The sequence below is a fragment of the Runella defluvii genome (assembly GCF_014195535.1).
Lineage (GTDB): Bacteria > Bacteroidota > Bacteroidia > Cytophagales > Spirosomataceae > Runella > Runella defluvii.
In genome coordinates this window covers 47,852-64,219 of record NZ_JACIBY010000004.1, presented here as the reverse complement: position 1 = coordinate 64,219, position 16,368 = coordinate 47,852, and the positions used below count along the sequence as shown (strand labels likewise).

Genomic DNA, 16,368 nt, shown 5'->3' with positions numbered 1-16,368 from the left:
GATTGAACTAATGGTAAAACGAATCGCATTACTTTTATTTAGTTGTTTTATAGCATTTTGCTCATTTTCGAAGACAAGTACCCCTGCTGACACGCTTCGCAAAGCGCCTGCTTGGGTAGCAAAAAAAGGGCCAATTCGCCCAACCCGCACCCTTAAAAACGACATTCTACACACCCAACTCGACCTTCGTTTCGATTGGCTACGGCAGCACGCGCTGGGGAGCGCCGTCATTACGTTTAAGCCCTATTTTTACCCCCAAAATACCCTCGAATTAGACGCGAAAGGCTTCGACATTAAGGGTATTTTCCAACTAGATACCCTCAAAAAATACGATTCCCTCCAAAAAAAATACATCTACGAATACATCAACGACCCGCTCGAATATACCTACGACAAGCGCCTTTTAAACATCAAATTGCGCCGTAAGTACTCGCGTTTTGATACCCTTCACGTACTTATCGACTACGTAGCAAAACCCAACGAACTGCCTGCGGGAATTGTGGGCACAAAGGGCGACAAAGGGCTCTATTTCATCAATGCCGACGGGCTAGACGAAGGAAAACCACAGCAGATTTGGACGCAGGGCGAGACCGAGTACAATTCGTGCTGGATGCCTACGGTGGACAGCCCGAATGAAAAAATGACCCAAGACATTCGTCTGACGGTTGAGAAACGCTTTAAGACGCTTTCCAACGGAAAACTCGTCGAATCTCGCCTCAACCCCGACAGTACCCGCACCGACCGCTGGGTGCAGAAACTGCCTCACGCTCCTTACTTGGCGGCCTTTGTGGTGGGCGATTTTGCCGTGGCGCACGATACCATTCGCAATGGCCTTGAGCTAAGTTACTACGTAGAACCCGAATATGCCCCGCACGCCAAAGCCATTTTTGGACGTACGCGAGAAATGATTGATTTCTTTGAAAGCAAATTTGGGGTAGAATTTCAGTGGGATAAATACGCCCAAATTGCCGTTCGCGACTTTGTGGCAGGTGCGATGGAAAACACGTCCATGACCGTTCATGCCGAAAATGTCCAAACCGATACCCGCGCTTTGCTGGATGGAAACTCCGACGATGTCATCGCGCACGAACTCATGCACCATTGGTTTGGAAATTTGGTCACGTGTGAATCGTGGGTACATTTACCGCTCAACGAGGCGTTTGCCAATTATTCTGAATACCTCTGGAACGAACACAAACTCGGCGCCGAACAAGCTGATTTTTGGGCACAAGGCTCTTTGCAGCAGTATTTGGGCGAATCTGAACAAAAACAAGAACCCCTCATTCGGTACAATTACACCGACATGGAAGACATGTTCGACAACCATTCGTATGCCAAAGGAGGGCTTGTCTTGCACATGCTTCGCAAATACATTGGCGACGAAGCTTTTTTTGCCGCCACGCGCAATTACCTCATTCGCTACGGGTTCGGAACCGCCGAAGTGAACGATTTACGGGAATCCTTTGAAGAAGTAACGGGCGAAGATTTGAACTGGTTTTTCAATCAGTGGTTCTTGTCACCAGGCCATCCTACGTTGAAAGTAGAAAAATCGTACGACGCCAACAAAGTAACGCTCAAAGTCTCTCAGTTGCAGGACTCGCTCTATACGCCGATTCACCGTTTACCCCTCAAGGTGGATGTCTGGGTAAATGGGCAAAAAGAAACCCATGATATTGTCGTCAACAAAGCAAAACAGACGTTTGAAATTCCAGTAAAACAACGCCCTGATTTGGTGGATTTTGACGCCGAGCGGCAACTACTGGGCGAGATTAATTACGAGAAATCAAAGCCTGAATTAATCTTTCAGTACCAACATTGTGATAAATACCTAGCTCGCTATGAGGCCATTACGGGCTTAGAAAACCAACTCGCCGACTCTACCGTGCGCCAACTCATGATGCAAGCCATGAGCGATAAGTTTTGGAAAATCAGACAATTAGCCGTTTCTAACTTCTCCGAATACGATGGTTTGCAGTTTAATGAAGTAGAACGACTTGTGCAAAGCAAAGCTCGCGTGGATGCCCATGCACGGGTGCGTACTGAGGCCATCATTACGTTAGGCTCGTTTGGGGATAACTCCAACGATCCGCTCTTCCGCGAAGCCCTCAACGACAGCTCGTATCAGGTGGTATCGGCGGCACTCGATGCCTACCTTATCGGAAAGCCCGACGACGCAGTTGACGTAGCCAAACGCTTTGAAAACGCCCCCAATAGCGAAATCGTGACGGCCGTAGCCAATTACTACGCAGGCTTGGCAAAACCCGAGCAGTACGACTGGTTTATGGTGAAAATGAAGCGTTTGAAGTCGGCAGAAATGTATAATTTTTTGCAAGTGTTTGGCAAATACCTCATCAAATCTGATGGTTCGGTACAACGAAAAGCGTTGCCAATGCTCGAAACTATGGCCCGCAATGACCCTGCTTATTTTGTGCGGTTTGGGGCATATCAAGTACTGGGACTTTTGACTGACATTGAAGGGGTAAAAGCCATGCGAAAAGACATCCGCAACACCGAACGTGACCCCAAATTGAAGGATATGTACGGTCAGTTTGGAGAGTTTTAAAGGATTTTAACGCAGAGACGCAAGGCATAATTGGTTGCGTCTCTGCATCACACCTTTCAATTTAAACCTATCACGGAATTACCTTCAGCTCCACTCGGCGATTTTTTATTTTGTTATCTTCTGCGTCATTTGACACTGCAGGCGCAGCTGCTCCCTTCCATTCTACCACCAATTGACTTGCTGAAACGCCCTTTTGTTCCAAATAACTCGCTACTACTTTGGCGCGGTATTCCGACAAAATGAGGTTTTTATCAGACTCTCCCACGTTATCGGTATGACCCGTGATTTGTAATTTGGTCTGTGGTTGAGCAACCAAGGCTTTACTTATCGCATCCAAATTCGTTTTCACCTCTTCACTCAACTCATACGTACTCTGTGAAAAGTACAACACTTGGTCGGTTAATGCCACCGCTGGCGGTGAAAGTGATTCTTCTGGCTGGGGCGTAACTTCCATAAAATTATACCCTTCTTTTACCTCAAATTGCTTGTAATACAGCTTTTTTCCTTCAGGCGTCGTCGATTTATATTCGTATATACCTTTAGATAACTCGGTGGCATGCCATGACAAATGTTTGCCTTTATTATACGTTTTACGATAGTCAAAACTGGTAAAAGCCTTGGAGTTATTTCTCGTAATTAAATGATTGACATCCATTCCATCGGGAAAAAGAAAAGACACATACAATAATTGAGAAGGACTCTCCGAAACTTGGAGCGAGTCTTTTGTTAGCACCATTTCAGGCTGAATGGAAAAAGTCGCTTTGCTCGAAATTTTCCCAATAAACGTGACAGGAATCGTATGGGTACGGTACCCTTCCGAATCAAAGGTTAGAAATTGGGTCGAATCGGGCACTACAATTTCATACACCCCATTGGCATTGGTTTCGTACGTCAGTTGTTTTCCCGACTTGAACACCGCGCGAATCGTGCTTTTTTTGAGAAAATCTTTAGTGGTATTGTCGCGAAAACTGCCGACAATTCGTACTGAGTGATTTTCTACTTGGGCAACTTCCTGAGTGGCTCCGCCACCGTAAAGGCCACAAACCAAACTTAGCAAATAAGAAATCATCATTTTGGGATTTAAGGATTTATTTATATGCAAGAAAGCTATATAATTTTAAATTTCAACTACATAGGTCGTTTTTATTTTTCAAAAAAAGCGCAGAAACTCGTTCTGCGCTTTTTTTGGTGCCGTCAGATTCTCAAATCTGACGCTCAAGGTTTCTCAAAACCTTGGTAAATTCGGTTGTGAGCAACCTCAGGTTGGTTATAAGGAACCAACCACACGACAAGTGACGTCAGATTCTCAAATCTGACGCTCAAGGTTTCTCAAAACCTTGGTAAACTATGCGGGGAGCAACCTCAGGTTGGTTATAAGTAACCAACCACACAACAAGTGCCGTCAGATTCTCAAATCTGACGCTCAAGGTTTCTCAAAAACTTGGCAAATTAGGTTGTGAGCAACCTCAGGTTGGTTATAAGTAACCAACTTCACGGCAAGTGACGTAAGATTCTCAAATCTGACGCTCAAGGTTTTTCAAAACCTTGGTAAATTCGGTTGTAAGCAACCTCAGGTTGGTTATAAGTAACCAACCACACGACAAGTGACGTCAGATTCTTAAATCTGACGCTCAAGGTTTTTCAAAAACTTGGTAAGTTCTGCGGGGAGCAACCTCAGGTTGGCTATAAGTAACCAACCACACGCTAAACTCCAATCTGTTCCGAAACCAGATAATCGGGTTGTTTGACGGTATGTTGCTTCACCATCATTTCGCCTAAAAACCCTGCTAGAAAAAGTTGAAATCCGATGACTATGGCAACCAACGCCAAGTAAAACAGCGGATTTTCGGTCACATTTCGATAAGGTTCGTGGGTATAAATCAAGTACAATTTCTTGATAATCAACCCCGTCGTAATCAAAAAACCAATCAGAAACGAGAGCGTTCCCCACAGGCCAAAGAAGTGCATCGGCGCTTTGCTAAAGCGGTGAACAAACGTAATCGAAAGTAAGTCCAAAAAGCCATTGACAAAACGCTCTAAACCAAACTTCGTGCTTCCGTATTTACGAGCGCGGTGTTGCACCACTTTTTCCCCGATTTTACGGAAACCATTCCACTTAGCCACCACAGGAATGTAGCGGTGCATTTCGCCATAAAGTGTGATATTTTTTACCACTCGCTGTTTATAGGCTTTCAATCCGCAGTTAAAATCGTGAAGATATACCCCTGAAATACTGCGCGTTACGGCATTAAACAACTTCGTAGGAAGCGTCTTACTAAGCGGATCATACCGTTTTTGTTTCCAGCCCGACACCAAATCGTACCCGTCTTCGGTAATCATTCGGTATAGCTCTGGAATTTCGTCGGGACTATCTTGGAGGTCGGCGTCCATCGTAATGACCACTTTGCCTTTTACCACCTGAAAACCCGTTTGCAAAGCAGGCGTTTTGCCATAGTTGCGGTTGAAACGAATTCCTTTGATACTCGGATTATCGACCGCCAATTTTTGAATGATTGACCAAGAATCGTCGGAACTTCCGTCGTCGATAAGCAACACTTCGTAGCTAAATTGGTGCTCATCCATCACGCGTTTTATCCACGCAGTAAGTTCAGGTAGAGATTCTTCTTCGTTGAAAAGTGGTATAACCACCGATATATCGAGGGCTTCGTCAGGCATACTGTCCAAAATCATTTGTGTATCTCGAAGCAAAGCTACAAATTCTTTCGGTGCTTCCATTGTCTTTTACAGTTATTGATGTTGCTCACCTTTGGTGAATAAATTACCTTTTCCCAATAAACGTGCCAAAATAGATTCTCATATAAATAGCCTCATCCTTTGCCCCAAACGTATTACTTCTACCGTTGTTATTAAGAAACACTTCCTTTTCAGATTCCAACCATGACCCTTAGCTTACTCCAAAAACTACAAAACGGCCAAAATGTCTATGGCACTTGCTTTACGTCCACCTCACCTATGTGGCCTGCGGCGCTCAAAAAAGTAGGGCTTGATTTTGTATTTATTGATACCGAACACATTCCGCTAGACCGTGGCGAATTGGCCAAAATGTGCCAAATTTTCCGCGCTTTGGACATAACGCCCATCGTTCGTATTCCTAGCCCCGACCCATTTTTGGCTTGCCAAGTGATTGACGGCGGCGCGTTGGGAGTGGTTGCACCATATTTAGAATCCGTCACCCAAATTCGCGAGCTGGTAGGTGGCGTAAAGTACCGCCCACTGAAAGGCGAAGTGCTGCACCAATACCTCCACGAAGGCGCAGAAATGCCTGCCGAACTCGCGCAGTATATTGCCAACCACAACGCCGCCAACATTTGTATTGCCAACATCGAAAGTGTGCCTGCCCTCGAACGCCTCGACGATTTATTGTCGGTCAAAGGCTTAGATGCCGTGTTCATTGGCCCGCACGATTTGTCGGTGAGTCTGGGCTTACCCGAGCAGTACGACCATCCCGTTTTTGAGGAAGCCGTTCGCACCATCATTCATAAAACCCGCGCCCATGGACTCGCGATTGGCATTCATTTTTCGCTGGAACCCGAGCGCCAAATCAAATGGATCAACGAAGGGGCCAATATTGTGGTGCATAGTTTTGACATTGCCCTCTTTACCCAACGCCTCCGTCATGACCTTTCGGTGATTAAACAAGCCGTTGGAGACACCGTTCAATCCGATGATTCCCCCAATTTAGTCATCTGACGTAACCTCCCATCGGCATGTTAACGTCACTTTTTACATCAACCCCAACCCCTAGTCGGCGACTGTCAACGTTTGTAACGGTAGGACTTTCGTTGGGCATTGGTTGGGGTATCCGCGGAAACTTCGGACATGAATATGGCGCTGCTTTTGCAGGATGTTTGGCGGCCATCACGGGTTGTTTGCTTTCTGGTCGCCCCGACTGGCGCGAAAAAGTACTCTATTTTGCTTTTTTTGGAGCAATTGGTTGGGGATTTGGAGGTTCCATTTCGTACATGCAAGTCATTTCATCCACCGAAAGCGGCCACGCCCCTTCTCAACTCTACGGTTATGTCACCTTGTTCTACATTGGTTTTTTGTGGGCCGCCTTGGGAGGTGCAGGAACGGCACTAGCCGCTGCTGCCGACAAATCGACCCTTATTCGCCTGACAAAACCCATTTGGTGGTTATTTGCGACTTGGCTCGTCTTAGACCTCATCGAAGATCCTGTTGCCAACTGGCTACAGTCGGGCATTGCATTTGACCATACTTGGTCACGGCACAAAAGCCCGCTTTACTGGTTTGATGCCGACTACCTACCTGCCTTTTTTGCACTACTCGCGGCGGGTTTGTACGATACGTGGGAACAACGTTTCAAAAAGAGCTTTTGGTTGCCGCTCTGCTTGCTAGGCGGTGCGCTCGTGGGTTTAGTAGGGCAATGGGTTTTACAAAAAACGGGGGTATTACCATCGCTTGCCGCTGCGCTTACCTATACGCTGGGAGACCCTACCTACATCGACCCCGAAACGAAAAAAGTGGCCTTTGACGCCCATAACTTCCTGAACAACTGGCCTCAATGGTTTGGCGATTACCCCCAGCACGTCGGTTGGTTCATCGGAGCCGTGGTAGGCATTACCTTTTATTTTAATCGTTTCGGCAAATTCCGCGATGGCTCTTCACTCATTGTATATATGGCAGGCGGGTGGCTGGTTTCGTTTCTGATTTTCCCCGTGCTAGGAAGCCTTTTTTTTACGTCCATTGGCGGTTTGCGCATGACACCTCCGCGCAGCGACGACTGGGCAGGGATTACGGGCGTATTTGTAGGAATGATTCTCTGGATGCGACGTAATGGTTACCAATCAGTAGCGTTTGCATCCATTGTTTGCGGCACGATAGGTGGGCTGGGTTTTTCGGGCATTCAGTGGATAAAACAACTCTTGATGGCCTTTGGAAGTCCCCGAATTTTACCTGCTACCGAAACTCAACAACTGGCGCTTTGGAGCAATTGGCAACAACAAAACTGGCATAGTTTCTTGGAACAAAGCTATGGTTTCGTCAATGGCATTGCCATCGCGGCTTTGTTTGCCATCTTAGCGGCACGTCTGCCTTTATCAGCCCCTTCACCGCAAAAAACGTCGGCTGAAAAATGGGCATTGGGCGGAATGACGCTTTTTGTATTACTCGGAATTACGTACGTCAACCTATTTAAAAATGTTAGTGAATGGGGCGAACGACTCAACCAAGAAGTTTGGACTCAGGCTATCACACTTTCCGACGGAAGTACCGAAACCGTCCCTGCGCTTTGGGATGTCCCCTATTTGGGCCGCCTCCCTTACATTGATTTTCTCCATTTTACGCCCGAAGGTTGGTTTCGACTGACGTGGTTGCTGCTGGTAGCCTTGTTTGCCTTCCTCCTCAAACGCCATTTCAAAGAGCCCCTTGCTTTATTCCCCAAAACGTGGTTGGGCAAAGGACAATTACTTTTGCTGGTCTTGCTTTGGGTTATGATTATTGGCAACTTTGAACGCGCGCTCGTTGGCTGGCATCCATCGCGTTTGCTCACCGAATGGGTCATTACCGTCAATGCCATGCTGGTTTCATTCCTGTTACTGACCTTACCACGCGAGCACGAGCCTATTTTTGATAGTAGTGAAACCTTTAGCCATTTTCAACAACAATCTTTTAGCGGTTTGTATAAAAAAGCCTGGATACGCGCACTGAGTACCGTTGCCGTTGTCAGTGTCTTTTTTTTGTCAACCAATCGCTTTATTTATGCGTATCCACCGTACGAAAAATTAGATAAAAAGACGTACTTTACCCGTTTCGGGCCTGAAGCTACATGGCGCTCCAAGCCCAATCTTAAAAACGCCAAGCACAAATAAACAACAACGTATTCATTGAAAACTTTCGCTTTTATGGAACATATCAACTGGGGAATGATTGGTTGTGGCAACGTAACCGAAAAGAAAAGTGGGCCTGCTTTTAGCAAAGTGCCCCATTCATCGCTCGTCGCTGTCATGGGTCGCGATGCCCAAAAAGCCGCCGATTATGCCCAACGTCACGGTGTACCCAAATGGTACAACGATGTCGATGAACTTATCAACGACCCCGACGTCAATGCCATCTACATTGCTACCCCGCCCAACGTTCACCTTGAATATGCCGCTAAGGCCATGAAAGCGGGCAAGGCCGTGTATGTAGAAAAACCGATGGCGCTCAGTGCCGACGAATGCGAACAAATGAACCAAATCAGTCGCGAAACGGGTGTGCCGTTGTTTGTGGCCTACTATCGTCGTCAGTTGCCATATTTTCTCAAACTCAAAGAATTGGTGGACCAAAAAGCGATTGGCGATATACGTTTGGTAAAAGTTCAAATTCATTACAACCCCTACTCCGAGGAAATTGGGGACGGAGCCCAACCGCGTTGGCGCGTTGACCCCGCGATTTCGGGTGGAGGGCATTTCCACGATTTGGCATCGCACCAGTTCGACTTGTTAGAATATATTTTTGGCCCTATTGCGTCGGGCAAAGGCATTAGCAGAAACCAAGCAGGCTTGTACCAAGCCGACGACATTGTAGTTGCCTCCTTTGAATTTGAGTCGGGCGTATTGGGAACGGGCAGCTGGTGCTACACGCTCAACCCCGAACAACGCCTCGACGAATCAGAGTTTATTGGTTCAAAAGGAAAAATCACTTTTTCATTTTTCGAGCGCTTTACTATTCGCGTTGAAACCGCCGAAGGTACCGAAACCTTTGAAATACCGTACCCTGAACACGTTCAACAACCTCTCATTGAAACAATTGTTCAGCAACTCAGAGGTGAAGGCACCTGCCCAAGCACGGGTGAAACTGGCGCCCGCGCCAACCTCCTCATGGATCAAATTGTACAATCATAAGTCAGTGACCTTTACTATGAAAGTTATCCAAAAATCAGGCGTTTTTGGCCTCCTAGTAGGCAGTTTTTTAGCCCTAACGAGCGCGGCACAAACGCACAAACCTTACACACCCACCCCTTATCCCGACCGCGTTATTATGGGTTGGCAGGAAAACAACGCCGCCACGTCGCAGTCGATCAACTGGCGAACGGATTCCACCATTGTTGCGGCCATTGGCGCCATTCACGAAGCCGATGCGTCGCCCGATTTTGTCAAAAAAGCCACCTTGGTACCTGCCACTACCGAAACTGTAGTCGTGGATGGCAAGCGTGTGCTTTATCATACAGTTCATTTTACCAACCTCAAACCCAACACTAAATACAGCTACCGTGTGGGGGCGGGCGAATATTGGAGCGAGTGGTTTCATTTCAAAACCGCCAACGACCAAGCCGTTCCATTCTCATTTTTGTATTTTGGAGATGCCCAAAACGACATTCGTTCGCTCTGGTCGCGTACCATTCGGGGGGCGTATTCAGCCATGCCTTCCGTGAGCTTAATGATTCACGCGGGCGACCTCATCACAACTTCCAACGCCGATTGGCAATGGGGCGAGTGGTTTGAGGCTGGCGGCTGGATCAACGGCATGGTACCAACCCTAGCCAGCCCAGGCAATCACGAATATTTCCGCGACCCCGCTGGCAAATCGTCATTATCTATCCATTGGCGGCCGTCGTTTGTTTTACCAGAAAATGGCCCAGCAAGTCTCAAAGAAACCGCCTATTACTTTGATTATCAAGGCGTACGTTTTGTTTCTTTAAACTCCCAAGCCGCCTTACTTGATGCCAACGTATTGGAAGAACAAGCCAAATGGTTGGTAAGCGTATTGGAGAAAAACCCCAATCGTTGGACAATTGTAACGCACCACCACCCAATTTATTCGACTGCCAACGGGCGTAACAACGATGAATGGCGTTTAAAAATGGAACCTATTTACAAAAAATACAACGTCGATTTGGTTTTACAAGGCCATGACCACACCTACGGGCGTGGGCTTAACATGCCTTTGGGGCAAAGCCGTAAATACCCCGATGGCCCTATCTATGTAGTGTCGGTGAGCGGGCCTAAAATGTACACGATTGGCTTGCAAGACTGGATGGACAGAGCAGGTTCTAACACGCAGTTGTACCAAATCATTTCGGTCGATGGCAACAAGCTTTCGTACAAAGCCTATACGGTGGCGGGAGAGCTTTACGATGTTTTTGACTTAACCAAAAATGCGGGTGGTCGCAATAAGTTAATCGACACCGCTCCTAAATTAGCGCCCGAACTCCTCGCTTTGCCAGAGACCTACCTCAACCGCTTTACCCCCGAGCAAATCAAGGAGTACGAAAACCGATTTAAGGAATACAAAGCGCGTAAAGACAAGAAAAAATAAACCAATATACGCCATCTGAAGGGCGAAATTACCTCTTCCTAAAAGTTTTGAAACTTTTGGGAAGAGATAGTGAAATTATAATGGTATGTTTGTTGTTAGAAAGTTTATCAGCATACCAATACTTCCTGTTTTTGTTCGCTTCCCTTTAGTTGTACAATCACACAAGGCAATTAATCTACGCCGTCAAACCGCATTCTTTAATTCTTTGGTATCTCTGCTACACAATTTAATTCAAAGAAATACCATCATTAAACCAAGTACCAAATGAGCGGATCAAAAACAACATTTACCAAGAAAGAGCGCGAACAAAAAAAAATAAAGAAACGTAAAGGAAAAGAAGAACGAAAAGAAGAACGGTTGGCGTCGTCTAGCAAAGGAAAAGGACTAGAAGACATGATGGCCTATGTGGATGAAAATGGCAACTTATCGAGTGTGCCACCTTCACTTGTAAAAAAACAACCTGAAAAACCCCGCGAGTATTCGCCCGAGATTCAAAACGCCGAGGAAGAGGCTTCGGAGCGCATTGGTAGTGTTCATTTTTTCAACGAGCAAAAAGGGTACGGTTTTATTAAAGATGCGAAGACCAACGAAAGTATTTTTGTGCATATCAACGAATTGAAGGAGCCTGTTAAAGAGAAAGACAAAGTTTCATTCCAAATAAAAATGCGACCCAAAGGCCCCGTGGCAGTTGAAGTCAAGAAAATAGGGTAATTTCATACTGACTCTCCTTCCCGAAAGTTTAAAACTTTCGGGAAGGTCGTAAAATCATTTCTTCATTAGCCAAATTTCGGTGACTTGCGGGCCTTGACCGCCTTCACCACACGTCCAAATAAAGGTTACTTTCCCGTCGGCAGTAGATTTTTGGGGAACATCAAACTCAAAGAGAGGTTCTTCGCCCGTTTGAAAAAAATCATGAATCAGGGCCCCGTCATCCGTCGTTAGTTTCATTCGTGACCGAAAACGCCCCGTGTAAGAAATCCGCATTCGGTAGGTTGCCTTGGGGTCTAGCTCGTTGTAAGCAATCTTTAACGGCTCCTCATACAAGGTTTTTACCTGCTTCATCCACGCTCTTGGCGTTACTTGTCCTTTAAAACCAGTTGCCCTGATTTCGTCCACCCACTCTTCCCCTACAATTCCAACGCCAAAACTTACCCGTGGTGATTGTAAACTACCTGGGTCTTTCTCCCACGAAACATCCGAAACTACCCGATGCCAGCTTTCGGGTGCGCCAAAATGGTCGTAAAAACCTCCCGCGCCCGGGTCGGTGCGGTGGAGCAGTTGGTCTATTTTCTGTTGACGTTCGGCTTCGTTATTTAATTTTTCAATCTTACCAAGTTCGTCCAACAACCAAGGCGAATCGTTGAGCGGTAGGTCGATGTTGTCCACAAAATTTCCACGTCCCGATACCGCCCCGTGACGCTCAACCGTCAGCTGTGCGCCAATACTTTTGAAGAGAGAATCGGCTAAATCAACGCATTTTTGACGGTATTGGGGCAAAATTGGCACTTTCCACGCCCGTTCCAAGGTCGTTTTGGCTTGTTGAATCGCCGCCAACGAATTTCCTTTGACCGCCCCCCGCAGTGCATCTTTTGCCTGTTGCTCCAATTCGGTTTCGTACAACAATCGACGGCGCGTATAAGCATCGTAATACGCCCGAATCAGCCCCATTTGAAAACGGGGATTTTGCAAAACTGCCAACGATGCCTTTTGCTCCATAGATTGCCACTGCATCAGGGTTCTTTCCACCGACTCGTTGGTCAACAACGGCCCTCGGAATGTATTTTCGAGCGAAATAAGCCCCTGTGCTACGGTTTCTTGGTAATCCATTCCGACAAACAAACGCGCATAATCGCGAAGCGTCTCGATGACGGGCGTTTCGGGATTCCAATCTTGGTCGCTCCACACAAATTTATTCACGTCGTCGTTGGTGCCTTCTGAATAGCTGATGCTTCCAACGCCGTATTCATCCAAGGCATTGTGAATCGTTTTTTCGTCGTGCGGGCGAGGGTTAATACTTTCACGACCAAGGGTTTGCGCAAAAACCAAATCCCAATGAGGAACGGGGTATTGAGAACTGTAATTGTGGGTAATATCGGGATAATGCCGAATCGGAATCGACGCTTTGGTGATGCGACGAATTTCTGGCACGGGCATTTTTACCCACGGCCCAAACACCACTCCACCAAACCACGGATACCCTCGATTGACCTGAGCAAAAAACGAATCGAACCACTTTTTACTAGGTTTGAATACCTGCGGCGACACCCATATTTTGGCTTTGGGATGGTATTTTTTCAAAACCACCGACATTTTTTGAAGCCACGCAAACATAATATCGGGTTCTAAATCGCCTGGGTCACCTCCAGGCACAAAGACGTGATCAAGCTTTGGAATGGCCGAAAACACTTTGTGACGCTCGTCAAGTTCAATTTGAATGGAATCGGGATGGGTATAGTTCGAGCCCATGTTGGGATACCACATCCAAACGTCCAGCCCATATTCTTTACAAATCCGCGACTGCTCCCGAATCATATCCATGGCAGGCAGTTTCATGTGCCCACTTTTCACATCATCGTCGGTGCGAGGCGGAACGAGTTCGATGCTATTGGCCCCAAAAAGGGCAAGTTCACGGATGTATTGGTCAAATTGTGCCACCGAAAAAGCGTCGTAGGCATTGGTTTTAGGTCGGTACCCCAGCTGATGTCCTCTCACGGGATAGCGCGGACTCGTGGCTAGTTGTACCCCCTCCTCTATGGTTATTTTTTGGGGGTACATGGCTAATTTTCGGAGTAAACGCCCTACTCCATACAAAACACCGCGCGCATCTTTACCCACTATCAATACGGCCTGCGAGGCGGGAATTGTCACTAATTTAAACCCTTCCGCTGAGATAGTGGACAGTTTTTGTACCTCCTTTTGCCACGCAGTCGGCAAAAGAGCTACGTCTTTTTCCAGCGCAATCACTACCAACGGCGTCGCAGTGGTTGGTAGTTTATCCGTTACTTCCCACGTTACTTGGGTTCGTTTTTTTACTTCTTCTTGAAGCATCTCAATGCTTCGGAGCAGTACTTGTTTGTCCGAAATAGAAGTATAAATGCGCGCTTTGGTGAGGTCAATGGGTTTGGCCAAACTCATAAACGCTGAAAAAAAAGCAATCAATAATAGTGGCAGTTTTGTCATAAAAAGAGGCTTTTACCCGTCAAAACTTTAATACTTTTGGACGAATTTCGGGGACATCGTAGTCTTTATTATCTTGGGGAAAACCCATTTCTTTGGGCGAAGGCCCAACCCACTGCGATTTCTTCCCTGACATAGTAATTTTGCCTTTTTTAGAGATTTCAATCACCGTAAACAGCGGATCACGGTAGGGCGCCGTGTATTTTATCCATTTGAAATTTTTATCAACTTCCTCACTGTAGCGAACCCGACCGTATTCTTCCCCAAGCCATTTGTAAGACATGGAGTTGATACAGACGTACCAGATTCCGTTGATGTTATCGGCGCGGTCGTAGTGAATGTGACCGTAGAAATTGGCAATCACTTTGTTCTTTTTCGCCTTTGCATTGTGGTTTTCAAGAATTTGTCGAATTTCTTCCGCATTGTCCACCCCATCTTTGCCTAAGCCTTGGTGCGAGAAAATCACAATCGGGCCTTTGGCCTTCATAAGTTCGTCGCGTAGCCACGCTATTTGCGGCGGGTTCAAGTGTTCTTGATAGCCTTTTACGTCAGACGATTTTTTGTCGTTGCCGTCTAGGACGATAAAATTGAATCCTTTTTGCTCAAACGAATAATACGACGAAGTCATTTTTCGATACTCCAACGCCTGTTTCAGCGAAAAACCTCCGTCCATTTCGTGGTTGCCAATGACATGGTATTTTGGGCCAGGGAAGCTATTCCAAATCTCAAAACCGTAGGCATACTTGGGCGCGGGGGTTCCAAAATCGCCCAAATCAACGACAAAATCGGGTTTGGCCGTTTTCATACTGTCCACAAACGCCGTCAAGCGTTCTTTGGCATCGTGCATGGTCGGAACGTGTACGTCCGAAAGCACCCCGAATTTTACTTTTTGCGCCTCCACCGTGGCTTGGATTCCCCACAACGCAAAACAAAGGCAAATGAGTTGTTTTCTCATACTTTCACAGAGGTCAGACGGTAGTCAGACCGTTTATGTTTAAAATTTGTTATTTGGGTCTGACTACCGTCTGACCCCAAATGGGCTTGATGTTACACGCAGGTCAGACGATAGTCAGACCGTTTACTAGTTTGCTATCATCTATTTTGGGTCTGACTACCGTCTGACCCAAAATAGGCTTGGTGTTGTACGCAGGTCAGACAATAGTCAGACCGTTTGCTATCACCTGATTAGGGTCTGACTGTCGTCTGACCCTGTTACAATTTGATAAAAATCTTTTTTCGATACAGCCAATAGACAGGGATGAAGTTGATGGCTACAAAAAACAAGGCATAAAGCCAACTTGCAAGGTTCGGGCTCATTCCCATTCCCACCAAGGTATTGACAGCGTGTTCGTTTGGGGTTTTATCACCGAGTTTGGTTCCGTAAAAAAACAAGGCCAAGATGTCACCAAGCACATATACCGAAATAGCATTGGCTCCAAAGATGATTCCCACTTGCGTTCCTTTCGTTTTTCCCAAAATATCAACCGTAAAATACAATGCCCCCAACAGCAAACTCGCAAAACCAGAAGTTACCAACACAAAAGAACTCGTCCAAAGGTTTTCATTGACAGGAAACCCAAGTCCCCAAAAATACCCCAGCACCGACGAAATCACCCCCGCTGTCATCAGGTAATTGACCTTCAGATTTGGGCTTAAATCGGTGATTAACAAGCGTCCCGCCAACATCCCCGTGATACCCGAAGCGATTGAAGGCAACGTACTCAAAATACTTTCGGGGTCCCACGTGCCTTGCCACATTTTTCCTGGCAAGAACTTTGAGTCAAACCACGCCACAATGTTGACGCCTGGTTCGAGCATTACTTTGCCTACACCTGGGGTAGGAATGAGGGTTAAGGCCAACCAATAACCTACCAAAATACTAGCAGTTATCCACGCCTGCTGTCGCCAATTAGTATTTAAAAACAAAATTGCACATCCCAAAAACACAAACGCAATGCGGTGAAGGGTTCCCGTCCAACGGGCTTCGGCAAGATTAAAATCAGGCATCAGGTTCAAAAACATCCCAACCGCGTAGATTTTCAGCGACCGAACAACGATTTTTTTATACAACTCTTTTTTGTCGCCGTCCTTCTTTTTTGAGTAGGCCAACACAATGGACACCCCAATGACGTACAAAAAAATAGGCGCTACCAAGTCGGTAAACGAAAGGCCATTCCAAACGGTGTGGCGAAGCGTAAAAAAGACGTGGTCGCTACTACCTGGGAAGTTGACCATAATCATGGCGGCCACCGTAAACCCACGAAGCGCGTCGAGCGAAATAAGACGGGAGCTTGAAAGAGACATCTTAGTTGGTGTCGGTTAAAGAAAGAATTAAAAATACTGTACCCAGA

At 46.5% G+C, this 16,368-nt stretch carries 11 protein-coding genes; 6 read left to right on the top strand and 5 right to left on the bottom strand.

Going from position 1 to position 16,368, the window contains the following annotated elements:
* Positions 1–10: 10 nt before the first annotated feature.
* Positions 11–2,563 carry a M1 family metallopeptidase gene (locus FHS57_RS10480; protein ID WP_183973288.1) on the top strand — a complete coding sequence of 851 codons (2,553 nt, stop codon included), beginning with the start codon at positions 11–13 and terminating at the stop codon, positions 2,561–2,563.
* Positions 2,564–2,633: 70 nt separating this feature from the next.
* On the opposite strand, the gene FHS57_RS10475 is transcribed toward FHS57_RS10480, so the two are convergent.
* Together FHS57_RS10475 and FHS57_RS10470 are read right to left on the bottom strand one after the other, a co-directional pair.
* The gene (locus FHS57_RS10475) at positions 2,634–3,635 is read right to left on the bottom strand and encodes an OmpA family protein (protein ID WP_183973286.1); all 1,002 of its coding nucleotides are present in this window, start codon (positions 3,633–3,635) and stop codon (positions 2,634–2,636) included.
* A gap of 632 nt (positions 3,636–4,267) precedes the next feature.
* A complete protein-coding gene (locus tag FHS57_RS10470; protein WP_183974115.1) occupies positions 4,268–5,239 on the bottom strand; it encodes a glycosyltransferase family 2 protein in 972 nt (323 codons plus the stop codon).
* A gap of 222 nt (positions 5,240–5,461) precedes the next feature.
* Here FHS57_RS10470 and FHS57_RS10465 point away from each other — a divergent pair, with 222 nt between their 5' ends.
* From FHS57_RS10465 to FHS57_RS10445, 5 genes are all read left to right on the top strand, one after another.
* Complete coding sequence (locus tag FHS57_RS10465; protein WP_183973284.1) at positions 5,462–6,274, top strand: HpcH/HpaI aldolase family protein; 813 nt, start codon at positions 5,462–5,464, stop codon at positions 6,272–6,274.
* A 17-nt stretch (positions 6,275–6,291) separates the two neighbouring features.
* The gene (locus tag FHS57_RS10460; RefSeq protein ID WP_183973282.1) at positions 6,292–8,412 is read left to right on the top strand and encodes a hypothetical protein; all 2,121 of its coding nucleotides are present in this window, start codon (positions 6,292–6,294) and stop codon (positions 8,410–8,412) included.
* Positions 8,413–8,445: 33 nt separating this feature from the next.
* Positions 8,446–9,426, top strand: coding sequence for a Gfo/Idh/MocA family protein (locus tag FHS57_RS10455; RefSeq protein ID WP_183973280.1), 981 nt, complete (start codon positions 8,446–8,448; stop codon positions 9,424–9,426).
* A 16-nt stretch (positions 9,427–9,442) separates the two neighbouring features.
* Positions 9,443–10,840 carry a purple acid phosphatase family protein gene (locus FHS57_RS10450; protein ID WP_183973278.1) on the top strand — a complete coding sequence of 466 codons (1,398 nt, stop codon included), beginning with the start codon at positions 9,443–9,445 and terminating at the stop codon, positions 10,838–10,840.
* 264 nt (positions 10,841–11,104) lie between these two features.
* Positions 11,105–11,551 carry a cold-shock protein gene (locus FHS57_RS10445; RefSeq protein WP_183973276.1) on the top strand — a complete coding sequence of 149 codons (447 nt, stop codon included), beginning with the start codon at positions 11,105–11,107 and terminating at the stop codon, positions 11,549–11,551.
* 54 nt (positions 11,552–11,605) lie between these two features.
* Here the strand turns inward: FHS57_RS10445 and FHS57_RS10440 are convergent, their stop codons facing one another.
* From FHS57_RS10440 to FHS57_RS10430, 3 genes are all read right to left on the bottom strand, one after another.
* Positions 11,606–14,020, bottom strand: coding sequence for a hypothetical protein (locus FHS57_RS10440; protein ID WP_183973274.1), 2,415 nt, complete (start codon positions 14,018–14,020; stop codon positions 11,606–11,608).
* Positions 14,021–14,039: 19 nt separating this feature from the next.
* Positions 14,040–14,972 carry a metallophosphoesterase family protein gene (locus FHS57_RS10435; protein ID WP_183973266.1) on the bottom strand — a complete coding sequence of 311 codons (933 nt, stop codon included), beginning with the start codon at positions 14,970–14,972 and terminating at the stop codon, positions 14,040–14,042.
* Positions 14,973–15,229: 257 nt separating this feature from the next.
* Complete coding sequence (locus FHS57_RS10430) at positions 15,230–16,321, bottom strand: acyltransferase family protein (protein WP_183973264.1); 1,092 nt, start codon at positions 16,319–16,321, stop codon at positions 15,230–15,232.
* Positions 16,322–16,368: the final 47 nt, after the last annotated feature.

Excerpts from the sequence above, each read along its gene's own strand:
- FHS57_RS10475 (WP_183973286.1), bottom strand. The coding sequence starts at position 3,635 with ATGATGATTTCTTATTTGCTAAGTTTGGTTTGTGGCCTTTACGGTGGC.
- FHS57_RS10430 (WP_183973264.1), bottom strand. The coding sequence starts at position 16,321 with ATGTCTCTTTCAAGCTCCCGTCTTATTTCGCTCGACGCGCTTCGTGGG.
- FHS57_RS10480 (WP_183973288.1), top strand. The coding sequence starts at position 11 with ATGGTAAAACGAATCGCATTACTTTTATTTAGTTGTTTTATAGCATTT.
- FHS57_RS10470 (WP_183974115.1), bottom strand. The coding sequence starts at position 5,239 with ATGCCTGACGAAGCCCTCGATATATCGGTGGTTATACCACTTTTCAAC.
- FHS57_RS10435 (WP_183973266.1), bottom strand. The coding sequence starts at position 14,972 with ATGAGAAAACAACTCATTTGCCTTTGTTTTGCGTTGTGGGGAATCCAA.
- FHS57_RS10440 (WP_183973274.1), bottom strand. The coding sequence starts at position 14,020 with ATGACAAAACTGCCACTATTATTGATTGCTTTTTTTTCAGCGTTTATG.
- FHS57_RS10455 (WP_183973280.1), top strand. The coding sequence starts at position 8,446 with ATGGAACATATCAACTGGGGAATGATTGGTTGTGGCAACGTAACCGAA.
- FHS57_RS10465 (WP_183973284.1), top strand. The coding sequence starts at position 5,462 with ATGACCCTTAGCTTACTCCAAAAACTACAAAACGGCCAAAATGTCTAT.
- FHS57_RS10450 (WP_183973278.1), top strand. The coding sequence starts at position 9,443 with ATGAAAGTTATCCAAAAATCAGGCGTTTTTGGCCTCCTAGTAGGCAGT.
- FHS57_RS10460 (WP_183973282.1), top strand. The coding sequence starts at position 6,292 with ATGTTAACGTCACTTTTTACATCAACCCCAACCCCTAGTCGGCGACTG.
- FHS57_RS10445 (WP_183973276.1), top strand. The coding sequence starts at position 11,105 with ATGAGCGGATCAAAAACAACATTTACCAAGAAAGAGCGCGAACAAAAA.